The following is a 17,962-nucleotide window of genomic DNA, read 5'->3' on the forward strand; positions in this document are numbered from 1 at the left end:
CTGACGAGCGCGAGTGTCCTGTTGCTTTCGGTCGCCCTCGGCCTCGCAGTGGGCACGGCCCTCATCGTCCTGCAACCCCGATTGATCTACCGGATGGTAGGCGCGACACTGGGTGGTCTCCCCTTCGCCTCTCTCCCTGCGGCCGGCCCGGCGGTCCTCGTGCTCGCCGTGGCGACTGCAGGCACCCTGCTGACGCGGCCGATCCGAGACCGGCCTCTGCATCCGGTGGAATGGGCAACTGTCCTACTCGTGGCCGTCTCCTCTGCCAGTGTCGTACACACGGCAACCAGTGCGGTGCACCTGACCGAGTTCGCCAAATGGACTGTGGCCAGCGGATTCCTCGTGGTTCTGCTACGTCTCGACGACGCCGACAGCAGGCTGGTTCAGCGAAGTTTCGCCGTCGGTGCGGCAGTCGGTGGCGGAGTGTCGCTCGCACTGCTCGCCTTCGACCGGGCTGGAACGGCGCTGCGCTTTCTGGCACCGATCGGTTACGGGATTCCGGACAACACCGGCAGCACACTCCGAGTAGCCGAGGTGGCGGGGACCACCGTGACGCGACTTGCAGGGACCTACGTCCACCCGAACTACGCCGGGATCTTTCTCCTGGTGGGCCTCGCGCTGGCGCTGGCGCGTACGGCCGGGACACTGCGCACTGTCACCTCGCTGGTCATCGCCGTAGCACTGATCGCGACATTGTCTCGTGCTGCGGTGGGCACAGTGGTGGTGGCGGGCCTGCTGTTCCTCCTGTTCCAGAAGCTGAACGGGCGAGTGCGGATCGGCGTGATCGGCGCATCGCTCTGCGCAGCACTGGCTGTGGCGAGAGTGCCGACGGTCACCGCACGTCTGGCCGGGTCGTTCGGGGCGTCCGACGCCGGCAGCAGCGACCGCGCTCGCGCGCTCGCCGATTTCGTTCCCTCGATGGAGGGTCGATGGTGGTTCGGGCGAGGGTGGGGCGCGAAGGAACTGCTCGACGAGATCGCCGGGTTCCAAGCCAACTACGTGGCCAACGCTCCATTGCTGGCCGTCTATCGCGGCGGCGTCCTGGTGGGAATCGTCTTCACTGCCCTCCTCGTCGTCGGATCCGTCGCGGCGTACCGACGCCTCCGAACGCCACTCTGGACCAACGGGATCATCGGGGCGTCGTTCCTGGCCTTCGTCCTGGTCGCGATGCAACTCGACTTTCCCGTGGTGACCAGTCCGCCGGTCACCATGGCTTTCGGTGTCCTACTGGCTGCCGTAGTGAGCGCACCAGCAGTGGCGGACGAGCCCGAACGCCACCCACAGCCCGTGACAACCGGAGGCGCCTCATGACGGAAACCGGACGAAGTGCTCCCGTGACCGCGCCGCCCACTCAACGAAAGGCGTGGATTGCCGGACTCGAGGGTCCTCGGGGGTTCGGAGCCCTGTGCGTGGTCCTCGGGCACGTGGCCGTGGTCTTCGCGCCCTGGATCGTGGCCGACGCCCGCATCGACTATCTCGGTCAGGCCCTGACGTTCTTCTTCGTCCTGTCGGGGTTCCTGCTCTATCTCCCCTATGTGACCCGCGCGGACAACGGGCGCGGCAAACCGGTGGCGTCCACGTACTTCGCCAGTCGAGTGCGACGGGTCTTCCCTGCGTACCTCGTCATCTTCTGCATAGTGAATTTCGGGCTGGGCGCGGCGTACACGGTGAATCCCGTCATGACGGGCTGGGAACGAGCAGACGACGGAACCGGCACCATTACCGAGCCGGCTCGATTGCTCACTCACCTGACCCTGACCCAGAGCCTCTTTCCGGAGACTTTGCAGACGGGTATCAACCCGGCGTGGTCGCTGACGACCGAATGGGGCTTCTATCTCGTTCTTCCCGTGGCAGGTTGGCTGTTGTTCGCCCTCCGCGGCACCCGACCGATTGTCGCAGCCATACTCCCACCGGGAATTCTCCTGGTGGTCGGATGGGCCGGCAATGCGGCCGTGTCCTTGCTCCAGTCCTCGAGCGGGCTCCCGGTCCAACAGCAGAATTGGGGGCCGAACTGGTACGCGATCCTGGCGCGAAGCTTCTTCGCATTCGCCGACACGTTCGCGTGGGGCATGATAGCTGCAGTCCTGTACGCGGCGATCCTGCGCGGCGCGTTCCCCGGAGTGAGCACTGCACGTTTGCAATTGGCGTTCGGCACACTGTGCATGTCGGCCGTGGCCGTGTCCATGGTTCTGTTCCTGCACGCACCCCGCTGGACGGCCTCGGTCTTCGCGGTGGCCTCGCTCGGTTTCATTCTCACCATCGTGTCCCCTTTGGGGCGAGGCGAGCAGTCGAGGCTCGCGGTGATCACCGACTGGTTGCCCTTCCGCTACATCGGGACCATCTCCCTGTCCGTGTATCTCTGGCACTACCCGGTCATCATCGTGACGGCGCGACTCGACGTCCCCATACCGGCCACTGTGTTCGGTCTGCTCTGGGGTACCGCCTTGATTCTGGGCGTCTCCGTGCTGCTGGGAACGATCACCTACTACACGATCGAACGCCCGGCCATGCGATGGCGAGCCTGACCACCTGATATCCCGGTGAGCCGTCCTCCTCGGATCGGGCGCGGGCCGGTGCAGCCGGGATGCTCTTGCCTTGATGTGGCACCCCTGTACCACCGGTGTCGGGATCGACCCGGTTCACCGACGCGGTGTCACCGCTCGAAAACAGGGTGTGAGCGGTAGTGGTTCAGTGACGATTCAATTCCTGATCGGTGATCCATTCGTTTCGAGCGACCGGCGCGCGTAATTGCGAATCGGGGTGTCGTGCGAACGGACTACCTGGACCGCGAAACTGGGCAGGGCGACCACCTGGTTGCTAACGTTCGCCGACTCGATACACGGACCACAGGAAGTGAAATTGTGAGATCGTCTAGGTGGCTTACATTGATTGCCGCATTTGTCACAACAACTGCGGTTTGCGTCACTCAACCGGCAGTGGCGAATGCGGATGCAGTCAGCCCCTTCGAGCTGGCCGCAGGAACTGGATATAACGGCTACGGCGGACTGAACGTCTGGACCGAGCAGGGTGGAGTCGTGAAGGTTCAGTTCATCGGACGCTCGGTTTCGGTCAACTCCGGTATGCCGGGCGACGGAACCTGCGCGCTTCGACTTTCCGGACCCGACGACTACGGCGCAACGGTACCGCTCGATTCGTTCGGAAACGGGGGGCACACTTTCCCTCCCGCTCAGAACGGCGACTACCTTCTCGAAGGATCGTGCGCCGACCTGGCGAACGGGAGATCGAAGGTCACGAGTCAGCCGATACGTATCACTATCGATGGCTCGGGAACCGCTGCCAGTCCTCGATACTCACCACCCGAAGGTGTCGAACAGTCTTTGTCCGCTTACTGCGATGAGCAAGTCGCCGCAATCGGCGTCGTTGGGCTGAGTGCAATGCTGGTACCCGCGGCAGGGCCTCTGATCACCGCACTCACCTTTGCTGCCGCTGCATTCATTCGCGGCACCTGCATTTTAGTCGGTGACTCCTCGACCAAAGCAAATCAAATTTGTCGCACTGTTCAGGACACCGTAGTCGGCGTAGCGGAGGCCGCCACGAAAACCGCGCCCTTGGGCCTGGCGGTTCCCTCATTCTGCGGTGCGGCTTAGCAGCGGAGCCCGGAGTTCGTTCGAGAACGCATGACGACACGCCGCAGCGGCCGTGTGGTGAGCGGAGGCCTCCTGTCGGGGAAACCCGGTGACGACCCCGGCAGCGTACGACCGCGCTCTGGTGCTGTCTCGGCATGACCGGATTCTGAAAGGGTCGCCAGTCCTGTGACCGCACGAGAAGTGGCGTCGATGATGGTGTCGACGTCCCTCCGCCGGGCTCGAACCGGTCGGTAGGTATTGTGACCGAGTACGAACGCCCCGCCGCGAGAGGTCCCCCGTGCTCGACACCGCACTCCGCCTGTTCGTCCCGGAGGGCTACCGCCTCCGCGTGTTCCGAAAACTGGTCGAGTCCGGGCGAGTAGAGGTGGGGGCACACACGTACGGGACCCCGGAAGTCCGTCTGTTCGAGCACGACGACACCCGCATCAGAATCGGTCGCTACTGCTCCATCGCCGAGGACGTCCGATTGATCGCGGGTGGAAACCATCCGACCGACAGGCTCTCCACCTTCCCGGTCCGGATGCGTCGAGGCCTCCCCGGTGCAGGGTCGGACGGGCACCCCTCGTCGAAGGGCGACATCGTCATCGAACACGACGTGTGGATCGCCACCGGGGTGACCATCGTGTCCGGTGTGACGATCGGTACGGGCGCCGTGGTCGGCGCTGGGAGTGTGGTCACGCGGGATGTTGCTCCGTACACCATCGTGGCCGGCAACCCGGCTCGGCTGGTTCGACCGAGACTGGATCCCGACGTTGCACAGGAGATGCTCGACATCGCCTGGTGGAACTGGCCGGACGCGGACGTCGAACGGTTCGCCGACGAGCTCGTCGCGAAAGACACACGCACAGCGTTGGTTTCGTTGCGCCGGCACGCCGCCTCACTGTCGTCCTAGTCTCCACCACCCGAGGCAGTCGGGCGTCGTAACCCCCTACCCCACCAACCCCCGCCCGTTCTCCCGCACCACGTCCCGCGCCCAGTCGTCACCGAGCCCGAGTTCCATGACGGCCCGGAGGGCGTCGGCGTAGGGGTACGGGATGTTGGGGAAGTCGCTGCCGAACAGGATGCGCTTCTGCAGGTCGAGCAGCCTCGGGCGCAGATCCACCGGGAAGGGCGCGAGCCGCTCGGTGAACGCGGTGAACACCATGGTGGTGTCCAGCCGCACCCTCTCGTACCGGTCGGCGAGGTCCAGGAACTGCGCGTACTCCGGCATGCCCATGTGCGCGATCACCAACGGCAGGCGCGGGTAACGACGCATCAGGGCTTCGACGGGGTCGGGACCGGTGAAGCGACCCGGCTCGGGGCCGGACCCGCAATGGATCACCACCGGGATGCCGGCGTCCTGGATCGCGCCCCACACGTCGTCGAGAAGCGGGTCGTGGACGTCGTAATCCCCCACCTGCACATGGCATTTCAAGATGCCCACGCCGTCGTCGATCGCGGCCCGGACGTACGACGCCGCCTCGGCCTCCGGATAGAACGTGCCGGTGCGGACGCAGTCCGGCGTTCGATCCGCGAACTCCCCCGCCCAGCCGTTGAGCCACTGCGCCATGCCCGGCTTGTGGGGGTAGAGCAGGGAGGTGAACCGCTCGACGCCGTAGGCGCGGAGCCGCTGGGTCCGCGCGTCCTCCTCGGTGCGGTACTCGATGGGCCAGGGCTGACCCAGCCGCGGCTCGACCGCGTCGAAGTAGCCCCACACCTTGGCCAGCACGTTGTGCGGCATGAAGTGGGTGTGGATGTCCACCATCGACTCCAGCCCCAGGTCGCCGAGGAGCGCGCGGACGCGGGCGACGTCGTGATCGAGTTCCGGCACGCCCCCACTATGGCACCCGCGACCGAACCGACCCCAGGGGTGCTCCGATGGCCTCGGAGGAGTAGAGACATACGCATGAAAGCAACGTTCATGTACGCAGCCGGGGACGTCCGTGTCGAGACCGTGCCCGACCCTCGGATCCTCGAACCGACCGACGCCATCGTCCGCGTGGTCCGCGCGTGCGTGTGCGGCTCCGACCTGCACCCCTACCACTCGCTGAAACCCCGCACCGAGGGAAGGCCCATGGGCCACGAGCTGATCGGCGTCATCGAGGACCTCGGCACCGAGGTGACCGGACTGCGCAAGGGCGACTTCGTCATCACCCCGTTCACGTACTCCGACAACACGTGTGCGTTCTGCCGGGAAGGGCTGCACACCTCGTGCGTCCACGGCGGCGGCTGGGGCAGCGTCGAGACCGGCGGACTGCAGGCCGAATACGCCCGCATCCCGCAAGCGTCGGGAACGTTGGTGGCGGTGCCGGGTGTCGACGAGCACTCGGACCTGCTGCCGTCGCTGCTCACGCTCTCCGACGTCTACCTCACCGGCTACCACGCCGCCGTCATGGGCCGCGTCGAGCAGGGCAAGACCGTCACGGTGATCGGCGACGGCGCGGTGGGGCTGTCCGCGGTGCTGGCCTCCCGGCAGCTCGGCGCCGAGCGCATCATCCTCATGGGCCGGCACACCTCCCGCACCGACCTCGGCCGCGAGTTCGGGGCCACCGACGTGGTGGCCGAGCGCGGCGACGAGGGCATCGAGAAGGTCAAGGAACTCACCGGCGGGGAGGGCAGCCACGTGGTGCTCGAAGCCGTCGGGCACATGCCGGCGTACGAGCAGGCCTACGGCATCGTCCGTCCCGGCGGCGTCATCTCGCGCGTGGGTGTACCGCAGTACCAGGACGCGCCCGTGGGGTGGGCCTCGCTGTTCGGCCACAACGTGACGCTGACGGGCGGCGTCGCTCCCGTCCGCGCCTACCTCGAGCAGGCAATCCCGCAGGTGCTCGACGGGACCATCACGCCCGGCAAGGTGTTCGACCGGTCCGTGCGTATCGACGACGTCCCGGACGCGTATCGCGCCATGGACGACCGTGAGGCCCTGAAGGTGATGATCGACTTCGGATGATTCGTCCATTCCGGGCCAATCCCCCGTGTCGTTCGTTCGAAGGACAACGGTTCCGCTGTTCTTGCGACCGAAACCGGGATACGGAACACTCCCGGTATGGCGAAGAGGACCTCCACTGTTCGTGACCCCCGGAAACCGCGACCGCTCGAGGCCGCGCTGCTCGGTGTGAGCGGCGTGGTCCTCGTCGGTCTGCTTGCGCTCTGCGCGGCGAAGGGCCTGCTGTAACCACGCGCGCTACACGCGCGTGAGCAGCGTGTTCTCGGTCTTGGACTCGAACCACACCAGCTCGAGGTAGGCGCCGGCGCGATCGGTCTCGGACCGCTCGTCGGCCCGGCGAATGGCGTAGCCCATCTTGACGCCGAGCACGACGGCCCCGACGGTCCACACCGCGAGAACGGCCACCGCGACGATCAGCCACATCATGTGACCCATTCGACACCGGTGCGGGAATGGATCGCCCGGCCCGGAATCCGGATCACGTGCGCCGTGCCGCAGGTCCCCACAGCTGATACGCCGACCCGACGGCCACGATGGGCCAGCACACGATCGCGATCCACACGCTCGCGGCGCGCTCACCGATCGACAGGTCGTAGATCGCGAGGATGGTGAGCGCGGCTCCCACCACGAACGTGAACACGTTCAGCTTTCTGCGGTTTTCCTCCGAGATGGCCATGACCGGGAAACTACGACACCCCTGCGGTGCCCGCTACTCGAGTTTTCCCCGCATTGTTGGATTTCGTCACCGCTGGACGTCGAAAACCTGCTTCTGAATTCCGTTCGAATACACCTCGTGCTCCACCAGAGTGAGCTTCTGCAGATCCTTGTCCGTCTCGCTGAACAGCCGCCGGCCCGCGCCGAGCAACACCGGGAAGACCAGCAGGTGATACCGATCCACCAGTCCCGCGTCGGCGAGCGACTTGCCCAGCGTCGCGCTGCCGTGGACCGCGATGGGCCCGCCGTCGCCCTCCTTGAGCGCGGCCACGTCGTCGACGGAGCGGAGCACGGTGGCCGGCCACCGCTCGTCGTCACGCTCCAGAGTCGTCGACACCACGTACCGCGGCATCGCGTTGTACTCGGCGAAGTCCTCCATGGTCGGCCAGACCGGCGCGAACGCCTCGTACGACGTGCGACCCAGCAGCAGGGCCGTCGTTTCCGACTGCTCCCGGCCCTTGATCTCGTACGCGGCCTCGTCGAATTCCACGGCCTGGAACGTCCACCCGGAGTTGCGGTAGCCGGGCTCGCCGCCCGGCGCCTCCATCACTCCGTCGACGGACACGAACGCGGTGACGATCAACTGGCGCATGACTTCTCCTCCATGAACGGGCTGGTACCTCTTCCGACTCGCGTCGTCACGAAAACTCACCGCGGCGCGCGTCAGGGCGCGGCGAACCCGGCATTCTCCAGCACCGCACGACCCTCCGGGCCGGTCAGCAACTCCTCGAATGCCCGTGCCGCCGCGGCGTTTCGCGACTCCTCGAGCACCGCGACGGGGTAGGTGTTGACGGCCTGCGTCGACTCCGGGAACGGGACGGTCGTGACGGACTCCCCCGCGCCCGACGCGTCGGTGACGTAGACCAGACCGGCGTCGGCCTCGCCCGCGGTGACCTTGCCCAACACGTCGGTGACGGCCGACTCCTCGCTGACCGGGGTGATGTCGACCCCTGTGGCCGACTCGAGCTTGGCCGTCGCGGACCCGCACGGCACCTGCGGCGCACAGACGACGACCTTGGCGCCGGGGGTCGCGAGGTCGGCGAACGACGTGATGCCCGCCGGGTTGTCCGGCGGGGTGACGATGGTGAGGGTGTTGGTGGCGAAATTCGTCGGCTCACCGGAGATCAGCCCGGCGTCGACCGCCTTCGTCATGTTGGCGGTATCCGCGGAGGCGAACACGTCCCCCGGTGCGCCCTGGGTCAGCTGGGTGACCAGATCCGACGACCCGGCGAACGTGAAGGTGACCGTGGTGCCGGGGTGCGCGGCCTCGAACTGCGCCCCGAGCTCGGTGAACGTCGCCTTCAGCGACGCGGCCGCGAACACCGTGATCTCCCCGGTGATCGCGCCGTCCGCGCTTCCGGTGGCGCCGTCGGTGTCCGACGACGAACAGCCGGCCAGAACGAGGGACGCGGCGGACAGTGACGCCGCAGCGACGCGGAACGTAGTGGTCACGGCAAGAAGGCCTTTCGGGTGAGGAGCGGGCTCTCCCGCCGTCGGCGACGATACGGGGCGCGGGGAGCCTCAGCGCGCCCCGTCCACCATGCGTCGCAACGCGACGGCGTCCCACGGCGCGTGACCCCGCGCGTCGTTGTCGAAGTACACGTACACCGCCGCGCCGCCCGCAGCCCACGCCTCGACGCGCACGGCCCACTCCGCCAATGCCTCGTCGGAGTATCCGCTGGTGTAGAGCTCGGTGTCCCCGTGCAGGCGCACGTAGACGACGTCGCTGGTGACCTCCGCGAGCATCGGGAACCGGCCCGCGGTGTCCGCGACGACGCACCCGACGTCGAACTCCCGCAGCAGCGCGTACGCCTCCGGCGAGTCGAAGCTGGGATGCCGTGCCTCCAGGCAGTGCCGCAGCGGCGCGTCGTGCTCCACGCCCAGGAACACGCGGTCCGCGGCCAGCTTCTCGTCGTGACGGGCCCCGAGCGCCGCCGCCTCCGCCGTGGACCGCGGGAGGGAGGCGAAGAACGTCGCCAGCCGGCCCGCGTCGAACGCCGAGACCGCCGGCAGCTGCCACAGGATCGGGCCGAGCGTCGGACCCAGCGCCAACAAGCCCGACGCGACGAAGTTGGCCACCGCCGTCTCCGTCCCCACCAGTTTCTTCAGGTGCGTGACGTAGCGCGGCCCCTTGACCGCGAACACATAGTCCTCGGGCACCGACGCCCGCCAGCGCGCGTAGCTGCTCGGCCGCTGCAGCGAGTAGAACGAGCCGTTGATCTCGACCGACGACGACGCCCGCGCCAGGAATTCGAGTTCTCGGCGCTGCACCAGGTCGTCCGGGTAGAAATTCCCCCGCCACGCCCGGTAGCGCCACCCGGAGGTGCCGATTCTCGGTGGGATCATCGGCCCGCCTTTCCGCACTTCGGCGTCCGTACCGACCGGAACGACGACGCTATTCGGACCCCATATCCACCACGGGCTCTGGTAAACGTTTTGTCGTCCGAATATGCTTGCGTCAACGAATCGGCATCACCTGTTGGATGCCACCCGGGGTCGGGCCGGGTGGCCCCGGCGATGGAGCGTGGAATCGATGTTGCGCACCCCGGCACCCGTGCCGACCCGCGATCGGATCACCCGATCGTCGCGTCGTGCCGTCGTGATGCTCATCGTCGTCGTGGGATCCGCCGGAACCTTCTCCGCTCTGTCCGGCGAACTGCGCCCCGGCGGGCTCTGGGTCGTCGCCGCGGCATCCGCGACCACCATTCCCGTCGCGTACGCCTGGCGGCGGTGGTTCCGACGGTGGGACGCCATGGCACCCCTCTTCATCCTGTACTCCGACATCGGCATCACCGCGGTGCTGTTCAGCTTCGAGTCCTCCTGGGACGCCCTGCCCGGAGCCGTGCTGCTGATCCTCGTCTCGCTGTTCGGCGTGGTGTTCACGACCAGCCGGGTCCTCCGGATGCACATCGTGTTCTCCGTGGTGGTCACCCTGGTCCTGGCCGCCATGGCCGCCGACGAGGCCGACCCCATGCTGCTCGCCGCCCGCACCGTCACCATCCTGGGCGCCAGCACCACCCCGTTCCTGGTGCAGCTCTACGTCGCGTACCTGCGCGATCAGGTGTCGACCTCGCGCCGCGACACCACGACCGGTCTGCTGAACCGCCGCGGCCTCGAAGCCGCCATCGGCCAGGTCCAACAGTTGCGGACCGCCGACCTCACCATGGGCGTCGCCCTGATCCACGTCGCCCTCGAGGACATCGACGCCCGTCACGGGCGCACCACCGCCAAGGAAGTGGTCGCCGAACTGACCGGGGCCTTGCGCGAGAGCGCCCCCGGCGCGCTGATCGCCCGCATTCGGCACGCCGAGTTCGCGTGCGTCGTGCTGGGCGGCGCCGACCGCGTGGCCGAGGACCTCGATGCCCTGCGTGACGACGTCGAATCCCTCCGGCTGCGCAGCGCGCCCACTCCGCTGACATGCACGACGTCCCGCGCGCACCTCGGCGACGGCGCCTCGCGCCTGGTGGTCCTGGGCCGGCTGATCGCCTCGGCCTCCCTGGCGCGGTACTCCGGCACGCTCGAAGGCGACGAACGACGCCCCGAGCACGACCACCTCGTCGACCTCCTCGCCGACGGCGGCCCGACCATCGTGTTCCAACCCGTCGTCCGCGTGGCCGACGGGACCGTGGCCGGGTACGAGGCCCTCTCCCGCTTCCCCGCCGGCCACGGCACCCCGCAGACGTGGTTCGCCGACGCCGCCGCGGCCGGTCTGCAGACCCCCCTCGAGCTGGCAGCCGTGCAGCGCGCCGTGCTCGCCTCCCACCACCTCGAGCCGGACGCGTTCCTCGCCATCAACGTCTCCGCCGGCACCATCATGGCGGCGGACCTCACTCGGCTGCTGCTGCCCCTGGCCACGCAGCGGCGGGTGATCGTCGAGATCACCGAACACGACCTGGTGCGCGACTACCACCAGCTCACCCTCGCCCTCGACGACCTACGCGCCGCGGGCCTGTCCATCTCCGTCGACGACGTCGGCGCCGGCCATTCGGGCCTACGTCAGCTGGTCGAGATCAAGCCGGACGTGGTCAAGCTCGACGCCTCCATCGTCCGCGGCCTCGACCACGACCCCATGCGCCGCGCCGCCGCGAAGGCCCTGACCTCCTTCGCGAACGACATCGGCGCGGAGTGCATCTACGAGGGCATCGAGACCGAGGACGAACTCGAGGCGGCCCGCGCCCTCGGCGCTGCCCTCGTGCAGGGCTTCCTCCTCGGCCGGCCCACCGCCGTCCCCCTGTCCGTCGAACACACTGCCTGACCCGCACCTACGCTGACCGTCGTGACCTCCCGAGTGGCCGCGCAATACGACGCCATCGCCCACGACTACGCCGCCGCCTTCCCCACCCTCGCGCCGTTCGATCGCGGGGTGCTCGCGTCGTTCGCCCGCTCGGTGACCGCGGCCGGCGGCCGGACGGTGCTCGACGTGGGCTGCGGCCCGGGCACCGCGGCGCGCGAGCTGGCGGCTGCGGGGCTCTCGCCGGTGGGGCTGGACCGGTCGGCGGCGATGGTGCGGCTGGCCTCGCTGGAGCGCGCGGTGATCGGGGATCTGGGGGCGCTGCCCGTGCGGGACGGAGCCGTGGACGCCGTCTGTGCCTGGTACTCGCTGGTGCACACCCCGACGGCCGAGCTGCCCGCCGTGCTCACCGAGGTCCGCCGGGTGCTGCGCGACGACGGGTGGCTGCTCCTGGCGTTCCAGACCGCCGCGCCGACACTAGAAGTGCGCGAGGCGTGGGGGCACGAGGTTTCGCTGGACTTCCTGCGTCACGACGTCGACGAGGTGCAGGAGATGCTCATGGACTGCGGGTACGTGCTGCACCGGGACGCCCTGCGCTCCGCCGACAAGCGGGCAGGGGAGAGCGCGGCGCAGGCGTTCGTGGTGGCGCGGTCGCGGGATCACCTGGAGCTGCGGCCGGGGCGGGGGTGTTGAGCGGGCGCCAGTGCACACAGGTCGCCGGATTCGGCGGGATCCCGTCGAATCCGGCGAGTTGTGGGCAACCAGGCCCGGTCTACCGCGCCGCCACCAGGCGCGGGGCGCTGCGCACCCGACGCCCCCACCGTTGACCGCGCAGCAGGATCGCGGCAAAGGCGGGGACTCCCACGAGCGCGGTGACCACCCCCACGGGGATCTCCTGCGGGCTGAAGATGCTGCGCGCCAGCGTGTCCGCCCACACCATGAACACCGCACCCATCGCCATGGTGGTGGGCAGCAAGCGGCTGTGCCGGGGCCCCACCAGCAGCCGCGCGGCGTGCGGAAGAACCAGCCCGACGAAGCCGATGGCCCCCGCCGCGGCGACGATGGTGGCGGTCATCAGCGCCGTCACCCCCAGCAGGATCACCTTCAACCGCAGGATGGGCACGCCGAGGGCGGTGGCGGTGTCGGACCCCAGGGTCATCGCGTCGAGGGAGGGCGCCGCGATCACGCACACCACCATGCCGAGTCCCACGGCCCCGGCGCAGGCCCACACGTCGGCCCAGTCCGCGCCGGCGAGGGAGCCGAGCAACCAGAACAGCACTCCCCTGGTCTGCTCCGCGTCCGCCGAGGACAGCACGATGAACGACGTGAGCGCCGAGAACAGTTGCGTCCCGGCCACTCCCGCGAGGATGACCGGTCCGGTGCCGCCGCCCGCACCGGTCGCCAGCATCATCACCAACACGAAGGACACCAACGCCCCGACGAACGCTCCGGATGACAGGGACAGCACGCCGGCGCCGATCCCCAGCACCGCCACCGTGACCGCACCCGTCGAGGCCCCGGACGAGATGCCGAGCACGAACGGATCCGCCAGCCGGTTGCGCAGCATCGACTGCATCACCGCCCCGCACAGGGCCAGGCCCGTCCCGCACAGTGCCGCGAGAACCGCACGGGGCAAGCGCATCTCCCACACGATGCCGTCCTGGATACGGCTCACCTCGGCGGCCGGGCCCCCGAGGTGAGCAACGACGACGGCCACCACGTCGGCGGTGGTGAGGTTCGCCGGGCCCACCGTGATCGACACCGCGATCGACGCTAGGACGGCCCCCAGCACACCGATAATCACTGCGGCGTGCATCACGCCGTGCCCCACTCCTTCAGTGCCGCAGCCACTTTCTCGATCCCGTCGACGGTGCGGATCGACGGGTTCAGATCCGCACCGTTGACGACGACGTAGCGACGGTCGATCACCGCCCGCATCCGGCTGGTGACGGGGTTGGCTTCGAGGAACGCGATCTTGCTCTCCAGCGCATCCCCGTCGATGGTGCGGCGGGACAGGTCGGCGAGGACCAACACGTCGGGATCGCGGTCGGCGACGGCCTCCCACCCGATCTGCGGCCACTCGTCGGTGGTGTCGGCGAAGACGTTGCGCGCCCCCACCGCCGACGAGATGACGCCCGACGCCCCGCAGCACCCCGCCATGTACGGCGCGGCGACGTCCGAGAACCAGTACGCGACGGTGGGGTCGCCGGGCGGGACGCCGTCCGCGGCGCGCTGCGCACGCTCGGTGAGGTCGGCGACCAGCTGCTCGCCGCGCTCCCGAACGTCGAAGATGGCGGCCAGGTCCCGGATCTCCTGGTACACCGTCTCGAGACGCAGCGGCTCGGCGCGGGCGCCGTCGGCGTTGACGCTCGTGGCCGCCATGCCGACGCAGTCCGTCGGCGACAGGTAGGTGGGAATGCCGAACTGATCGAACCGATCTCGATCGGCCACTCCGCCCGGGCCGAGCGTGCCGCCGAAGGAGGCGCTCACGAAATCGGGGTCGGCGTCGGACACCACCTCGAGCGAGGGCTTGTCGTCGGCGAGGCGGGGAACGCGGGCGTTGTCCTCGGCGAGGTTCTCGCGGACGGGGTCGGTCCACGTGGCGGTGCCCACCAGTCGGTCCGCCAGTCCGAGGGACAACAGGATCTCGGTGGAGCCCTGGTTGAGCGACACCGCGCGTTGCGGCGGGGCGTCGACGGTGACCGTGCGGCCACAGTTCTCGAGGGTGAGGGGGAAGCCGTCCACGGTGGGAGCGGCGGCGTCGGAGGTGGACGCGGAGCACCCCGCGGCCAGCACCAGGGCTGCCGCAGCGGTGAGTGCGGTGAGTCGTGACATGTTCTGTTGTGCCGTCCTGCTACGGGCCCGTGCGCGGAGCCCCGAGGGTGGTGTCGGCCGGCGAGCGATCGGACTTCGGACCCCACCCGGGGTCCGTCACCGTTGCGCGCCAGTCCCGGATTCCCACCGGGTTCCCTCGCCGGACGACGCGTGCCCGCTCACCCTAACCCGGACAGCTCAGCTCACGAACGGCACGTTCACGAAGCTCGGCCGGGTCGGGTCCAGCTGGATGTGCTGCGGCGCGAGACCCGAATCGGCGAGCATGGGCCCCAGCGGGAGGTAGCGGGGAACGGATGCCGCCATGACGTCGAGACGCAGCCGGTGGCCGGGTTGGATCACGGCGTCGGTGGGCAGCAGGCCGATGTCGACGGTGGTGGGCTCGCCCGGCACGACCGTGCGGCGGGTCTCCAACGTGAGCGCGGGCGTCGCGTCGACGTAGTCCCCGTTGGCGCTGCGGGTGCTCCGTGCGTCGTCGATCGCGCGCAGCGATGCGGTGATCGCACCGTGCGTGAGCGGGGTGGACGTGCCGTCGGGGGCGACGTCGTTCAGCGTGGCCACCCAGAACCCGTCCGGGCGATCGAGGACGGTGTTCAGCCGGACGTTGGTGGCCCCCGAGATCTGCGTCGGCGCGGTCACCGGTGCCCCGGTGAACGTCAACGCCTCGGCCTCGGCGAACCGTGAGTCGCGGGTACATACCGACCCCAGAATGGCGGCGGCTCCGGCGGTTCCGAGCGCGGCGTCGCGGGAGCACAGCCCACGCAGACCCGGCGCGACGGTGAGGCGGGCGGTGTCCGGCACCGGCGCCTCGGTGAGGCTGCCGTCGTACCGCGCGTGACCGGCGGTGCCGCTGGGCGCGGCCGAGAGATACACCCTCTGCGACTCCGCGCCCGCCCGCGGGAACTGCGAGGTGGTGGTCCAGCCGCCGCCCTGCTGGAAGAGCGTGACGGGGCCGTAGTTCTCGATTCCGTTGTCGATTCCCTTGAGCCAGCGGTCGAACCACGCGCGCTGCAGGGCGTCGAGCCGCGGCGGGTTGCCCGGGCGACCGAAGCCGGCACCGGGGTTCACGTGGTAGCCGTCGCCCATGACGAGTTGCTTGCTGCCCGGCTGGAGCGAGATGTCGTTGTAAATGCGCGGAACCGAGCCGGTGAAGATGTCGTGCCAGCCGCCGTAGAGCAGGGTGGGCACGGTGACGGCCGTCGCGTCGGCGCTGCGGTCCGCGTAGAACTGCCCGTCCTGCGCCACGGACAGCGTCTCGGGCCGAACCTGATCGATGGTCGGCGCAGTCAGTGCGTTGATCAGCTCCGGCACGAGAATCGCGGGGTCGTCCAGCCGGGACTGCAGCCAGGCCGGATCGAACCGGCCCTGCAGGATGGACTGCACGTCCGGCACGAACTTCAGCGCGTTGACGAGCACCAGCCAGAGCGGCATGAACCCCACGCCGAGCGCACCGCCGGTGCCGACGATGTCGCGCAGCAGGTCGGTACTGGGCTCGACGGGGAAGATCGCCTTCAGGGCCGGCGGTTGCAGCGCGGCGGCCTGCACGGAGTTGATGGCGGAGTAGGAGATTCCGCTCATCCCGACCTTGCCGTCGGACCACGGCTGCCGGGAGATCCAGTCGATGATCTCCACCGAGTCCTGCTGCTCACGCGGGCCGAGGACGTCCCACGTGCCCTGCGAGAAGCCGGTGCCGCGAGCGTCGACCACCACCTGCGCGTAGCCGTTCTGCACGAGGTTGCGGTTCACGCCGAAGATGCGGAGCCCGCCGCCGTCGACGGCCTGCGTGAGCTCGCTGATGCCGTCGAAGGGCGTGCCCGCGAAGTTCAACCCGGCCAGGAAGTCGAGCACCGGCTCGCTGACCCCGGGGATCTGCTGGATCGAGTCGATCAGATTGCCGGCGAGCTTGGTGTAGGGCGTGATGTTGAGAACCGTCGGCAGATCGGTCTCCACCGGGCGGCCTTGCGCATCGGCCGGACGATAGACGTTGACCTTCAACACCGTTCCGTCGCTCATGGTGACGGGGACGTCCCAGTCGATGGCCACCTGCGGGTACTGGGGCGGCGCGTCGGCGGCGGCGGTCCACGCGACGGCGGCCGCTCCACCCGTGGGATCGGCGGCGACGGGGGTGGCCGCCGCTCCGATCAGGACCGTGAGTGCGGTGCCGAGCACCGCAGCGGCCCGAACGACACGCGAGAACCCCACCGAAACCCCCTGATGGTCCGTGCCCGACCCCCGAGCACCCGCCGGCGAGAGCGGTGCCCGGGAGCCTAGCCCAGCGGTCCGACACTCACGCTCCGAACAGCAGATACAGCCCGAGGAAGGTGTAGAGCACCATCACCATCATCAGCGCCAACTCGCCCGTCAGCACGTGGCGCTTCGGCAGGATGCGCAGCGACGCGTCGTGCGCCAGGGTGACGCCGACGATGTGGCCGATCACCACCGCGAGCACCGTGATGCTCGCGAGGACCGACGGGTGCGAGGACAGGGTGTAGTTCACCGACGCGTCGGCGATGCCGAGGGGATTCCAGCCGCGGTCGAACGGGTCGAACAGCGTGAAGACGCTCTGCTGCCCCTTCTCGACCAGATAGGTCAGGTAGTGGGCCACGAAGTAGCCCACCACGATCGGGATCAGCGAATGTGCCAGCAGGCCCGGTAGTTTCGCACGCTCCTCGCGGGTGACGCCGCCGGTGGCGCGTGCCGCGAGCCAGAACGCCGTGCCCACGATCGCGATGCAGGCGAGCAGGCCCAGCGTGCGGGCGACCACCGGGTCACCGGCTCCGCGGGCCAGGTCCTTCCAGAACGGTGTCTGCGCCAGGGAATCGAACGCCGTCGACCCGAGCAGCGTCGCGATCACGGCGACGGTGCCGCGACGGACCGGCAGCGACGAGGCGTTGTCCAGCGGGCTCACCGCCGCGAGCTGCCCCGACTCCCGGTCACGGCGGAGCCAGGACAGGCGGGCCACGACGCCGGAGAACACCTCGAACGGATCGGCCGCAGCGAACCACCGATCACCGAACACCAGCGCACCGACCAGCAGGACCAGCACGTAGACCAGGCACCAGAGCCGCACCGCCGCAACCAAACCCGGATCCGACGACGCCAGTTCGAGCCACACGAAGGCGAACAACCCCACGACCGCGGGCACCACCCCGACGGCGGGCAACGTCGCCACCCCGCGAGAGGAGTTGCGGCGCAGCAGGACACACACCCCGCGGTGCAGGGCGCGCACCGGCGAGACCACCCGCCACACCGGGCCGGCGATCAGCGAGGCCGGTACCAACCCCACCCAGACGAGGACGTAGAACACCCCCATCAGGGCGTTCGACGAGTCCTGCGGACCGAGCACGGACGCCGCGCCCACCCAGGCGGCGAGGGCGACCGACAGGACGCCGACGACGCCCCGGACCACCGGGGAATCGACCACCCGCGTGAGACCCGGCAGCACGCGGCGGACCCGACTCGCGTCGAGACGCGGAGTCTTCCACGCCACCAACAGGATCGCGAACGACGCGGCGAGCGCCCACGCCCCGCCGATGAGCGCGTAGGTGACGGGGATCGGCAGGTCGGTCGACCCGCCGAGGCCGTGCGCGAGAAGGTCGGTACGGCCCTGCGTCACGGCCGCGGTGTGGCTCGGTGTCACGGCCGCGGTGT

Annotated in this window: 18 protein-coding genes; 8 read left to right on the top strand and 10 right to left on the bottom strand. The window is 69.1% G+C overall.

Annotation, left to right across the window (positions count from 1 at the left end; all coding sequences use genetic code 11):
- Positions 1-249: 249 nt before the first annotated feature.
- The 4 genes from A3Q40_RS20355 (at position 250) to A3Q40_RS21060 (ending at position 4,500) form a co-directional block, all read left to right on the top strand.
- Positions 250-1,311 carry an O-antigen ligase family protein gene (locus A3Q40_RS20355; protein ID WP_157889621.1) on the top strand — a complete coding sequence of 354 codons (1,062 nt, stop codon included), beginning with the start codon at positions 250-252 and terminating at the stop codon, positions 1,309-1,311.
- Between the two features lie 23 nt (positions 1,312-1,334).
- Positions 1,335-2,525, top strand: coding sequence for an acyltransferase family protein (locus A3Q40_RS20360; RefSeq protein WP_157889622.1), 1,191 nt, complete (start codon positions 1,335-1,337; stop codon positions 2,523-2,525).
- A 510-nt stretch (positions 2,526-3,035) separates the two neighbouring features.
- Positions 3,036-3,608 (top strand): hypothetical protein, encoded by a 573-nt coding sequence (locus A3Q40_RS20365; RefSeq protein WP_235606326.1) that lies wholly within the window; start codon positions 3,036-3,038, stop codon positions 3,606-3,608.
- A gap of 277 nt (positions 3,609-3,885) precedes the next feature.
- The gene (locus A3Q40_RS21060; protein WP_068103439.1) at positions 3,886-4,500 is read left to right on the top strand and encodes a CatB-related O-acetyltransferase; all 615 of its coding nucleotides are present in this window, start codon (positions 3,886-3,888) and stop codon (positions 4,498-4,500) included.
- Between the two features lie 36 nt (positions 4,501-4,536).
- Here the strand turns inward: A3Q40_RS21060 and A3Q40_RS15365 are convergent, their stop codons facing one another.
- On the bottom strand, positions 4,537-5,352 hold the full coding sequence (locus A3Q40_RS15365; protein ID WP_068106367.1) for an amidohydrolase family protein: 816 nt from the start codon (positions 5,350-5,352) through the stop codon (positions 4,537-4,539).
- 141 nt (positions 5,353-5,493) lie between these two features.
- Between A3Q40_RS15365 and A3Q40_RS15370 the strand changes: the two genes are divergently transcribed.
- Together A3Q40_RS15370 and A3Q40_RS21035 are read left to right on the top strand one after the other, a co-directional pair.
- Positions 5,494-6,537 carry a zinc-dependent alcohol dehydrogenase family protein gene (locus A3Q40_RS15370; protein ID WP_201132870.1) on the top strand — a complete coding sequence of 348 codons (1,044 nt, stop codon included), beginning with the start codon at positions 5,494-5,496 and terminating at the stop codon, positions 6,535-6,537.
- 96 nt (positions 6,538-6,633) lie between these two features.
- Entirely contained in the window at positions 6,634-6,762 is a 129-nt protein-coding gene (locus A3Q40_RS21035) for a hypothetical protein (RefSeq protein WP_256365867.1), read from the top strand.
- 9 nt (positions 6,763-6,771) lie between these two features.
- On the opposite strand, the gene A3Q40_RS15375 is transcribed toward A3Q40_RS21035, so the two are convergent.
- The 5 genes from A3Q40_RS15375 to A3Q40_RS15395 form a co-directional block, all read right to left on the bottom strand.
- Entirely contained in the window at positions 6,772-6,960 is a 189-nt protein-coding gene (locus tag A3Q40_RS15375; protein WP_068103441.1) for a hypothetical protein, read from the bottom strand.
- Between the two features lie 52 nt (positions 6,961-7,012).
- On the bottom strand, positions 7,013-7,210 hold the full coding sequence (locus A3Q40_RS15380; RefSeq protein ID WP_068103443.1) for a hypothetical protein: 198 nt from the start codon (positions 7,208-7,210) through the stop codon (positions 7,013-7,015).
- 66 nt (positions 7,211-7,276) lie between these two features.
- The gene (locus tag A3Q40_RS15385; protein ID WP_068103445.1) at positions 7,277-7,840 is read right to left on the bottom strand and encodes a dihydrofolate reductase family protein; all 564 of its coding nucleotides are present in this window, start codon (positions 7,838-7,840) and stop codon (positions 7,277-7,279) included.
- Positions 7,841-7,911: 71 nt separating this feature from the next.
- Positions 7,912-8,700 carry a molybdate ABC transporter substrate-binding protein gene (modA, locus tag A3Q40_RS15390; protein WP_068103446.1) on the bottom strand — a complete coding sequence of 263 codons (789 nt, stop codon included), beginning with the start codon at positions 8,698-8,700 and terminating at the stop codon, positions 7,912-7,914.
- 69 nt (positions 8,701-8,769) lie between these two features.
- Positions 8,770-9,594 carry a DUF72 domain-containing protein gene (locus A3Q40_RS15395; RefSeq protein ID WP_068103448.1) on the bottom strand — a complete coding sequence of 275 codons (825 nt, stop codon included), beginning with the start codon at positions 9,592-9,594 and terminating at the stop codon, positions 8,770-8,772.
- 187 nt (positions 9,595-9,781) lie between these two features.
- Here A3Q40_RS15395 and A3Q40_RS15400 point away from each other — a divergent pair, with 187 nt between their 5' ends.
- Positions 9,782-11,503 (top strand): EAL domain-containing protein, encoded by a 1,722-nt coding sequence (locus tag A3Q40_RS15400; RefSeq protein ID WP_157889624.1) that lies wholly within the window; start codon positions 9,782-9,784, stop codon positions 11,501-11,503.
- A 21-nt stretch (positions 11,504-11,524) separates the two neighbouring features.
- A complete protein-coding gene (locus A3Q40_RS15405) occupies positions 11,525-12,172 on the top strand; it encodes a class I SAM-dependent methyltransferase (protein ID WP_157889625.1) in 648 nt (215 codons plus the stop codon).
- 79 nt (positions 12,173-12,251) lie between these two features.
- Here the strand turns inward: A3Q40_RS15405 and A3Q40_RS15410 are convergent, their stop codons facing one another.
- From A3Q40_RS15410 to A3Q40_RS15425, 4 genes are all read right to left on the bottom strand, one after another.
- Positions 12,252-13,295, bottom strand: coding sequence for a FecCD family ABC transporter permease (locus tag A3Q40_RS15410; RefSeq protein ID WP_068106375.1), 1,044 nt, complete (start codon positions 13,293-13,295; stop codon positions 12,252-12,254).
- Positions 13,295-14,314, bottom strand: coding sequence for an ABC transporter substrate-binding protein (locus A3Q40_RS15415; protein ID WP_068103452.1), 1,020 nt, complete (start codon positions 14,312-14,314; stop codon positions 13,295-13,297). The genes A3Q40_RS15410 and A3Q40_RS15415 overlap by 1 nt, the downstream gene beginning before the upstream one ends.
- 177 nt (positions 14,315-14,491) lie before the next feature.
- The gene (locus A3Q40_RS15420; protein ID WP_157889626.1) at positions 14,492-16,513 is read right to left on the bottom strand and encodes a CocE/NonD family hydrolase; all 2,022 of its coding nucleotides are present in this window, start codon (positions 16,511-16,513) and stop codon (positions 14,492-14,494) included.
- An 85-nt stretch (positions 16,514-16,598) separates the two neighbouring features.
- Complete coding sequence (locus tag A3Q40_RS15425; RefSeq protein WP_157889742.1) at positions 16,599-17,927, bottom strand: hypothetical protein; 1,329 nt, start codon at positions 17,925-17,927, stop codon at positions 16,599-16,601.
- Between the last annotated feature and the right edge of the window lie 35 nt (positions 17,928-17,962).

This window comes from Rhodococcus sp. PBTS 1 (genome assembly GCF_001620025.1).
Taxonomy (GTDB): Bacteria; Actinomycetota; Actinomycetes; order Mycobacteriales; family Mycobacteriaceae; genus Rhodococcoides; species Rhodococcoides kroppenstedtii.

Excerpts from the sequence above, each read along its gene's own strand:
- A3Q40_RS15365 (WP_068106367.1), bottom strand. The coding sequence starts at position 5,352 with ATGGTGGACATCCACACCCACTTCATGCCGCACAACGTGCTGGCCAAG.
- A3Q40_RS15370 (WP_201132870.1), top strand. The coding sequence starts at position 5,494 with ATGAAAGCAACGTTCATGTACGCAGCCGGGGACGTCCGTGTCGAGACC.
- A3Q40_RS21035 (WP_256365867.1), top strand. The coding sequence starts at position 6,634 with ATGGCGAAGAGGACCTCCACTGTTCGTGACCCCCGGAAACCGCGACCG.
- A3Q40_RS15375 (WP_068103441.1), bottom strand. The coding sequence starts at position 6,960 with ATGATGTGGCTGATCGTCGCGGTGGCCGTTCTCGCGGTGTGGACCGTC.
- A3Q40_RS15380 (WP_068103443.1), bottom strand. The coding sequence starts at position 7,210 with ATGGCCATCTCGGAGGAAAACCGCAGAAAGCTGAACGTGTTCACGTTC.
- A3Q40_RS15385 (WP_068103445.1), bottom strand. The coding sequence starts at position 7,840 with ATGCGCCAGTTGATCGTCACCGCGTTCGTGTCCGTCGACGGAGTGATG.
- A3Q40_RS15395 (WP_068103448.1), bottom strand. The coding sequence starts at position 9,594 with ATGATCCCACCGAGAATCGGCACCTCCGGGTGGCGCTACCGGGCGTGG.
- A3Q40_RS15400 (WP_157889624.1), top strand. The coding sequence starts at position 9,782 with ATGTTGCGCACCCCGGCACCCGTGCCGACCCGCGATCGGATCACCCGA.
- A3Q40_RS15410 (WP_068106375.1), bottom strand. The coding sequence starts at position 13,295 with ATGCACGCCGCAGTGATTATCGGTGTGCTGGGGGCCGTCCTAGCGTCG.
- A3Q40_RS15415 (WP_068103452.1), bottom strand. The coding sequence starts at position 14,314 with ATGTCACGACTCACCGCACTCACCGCTGCGGCAGCCCTGGTGCTGGCC.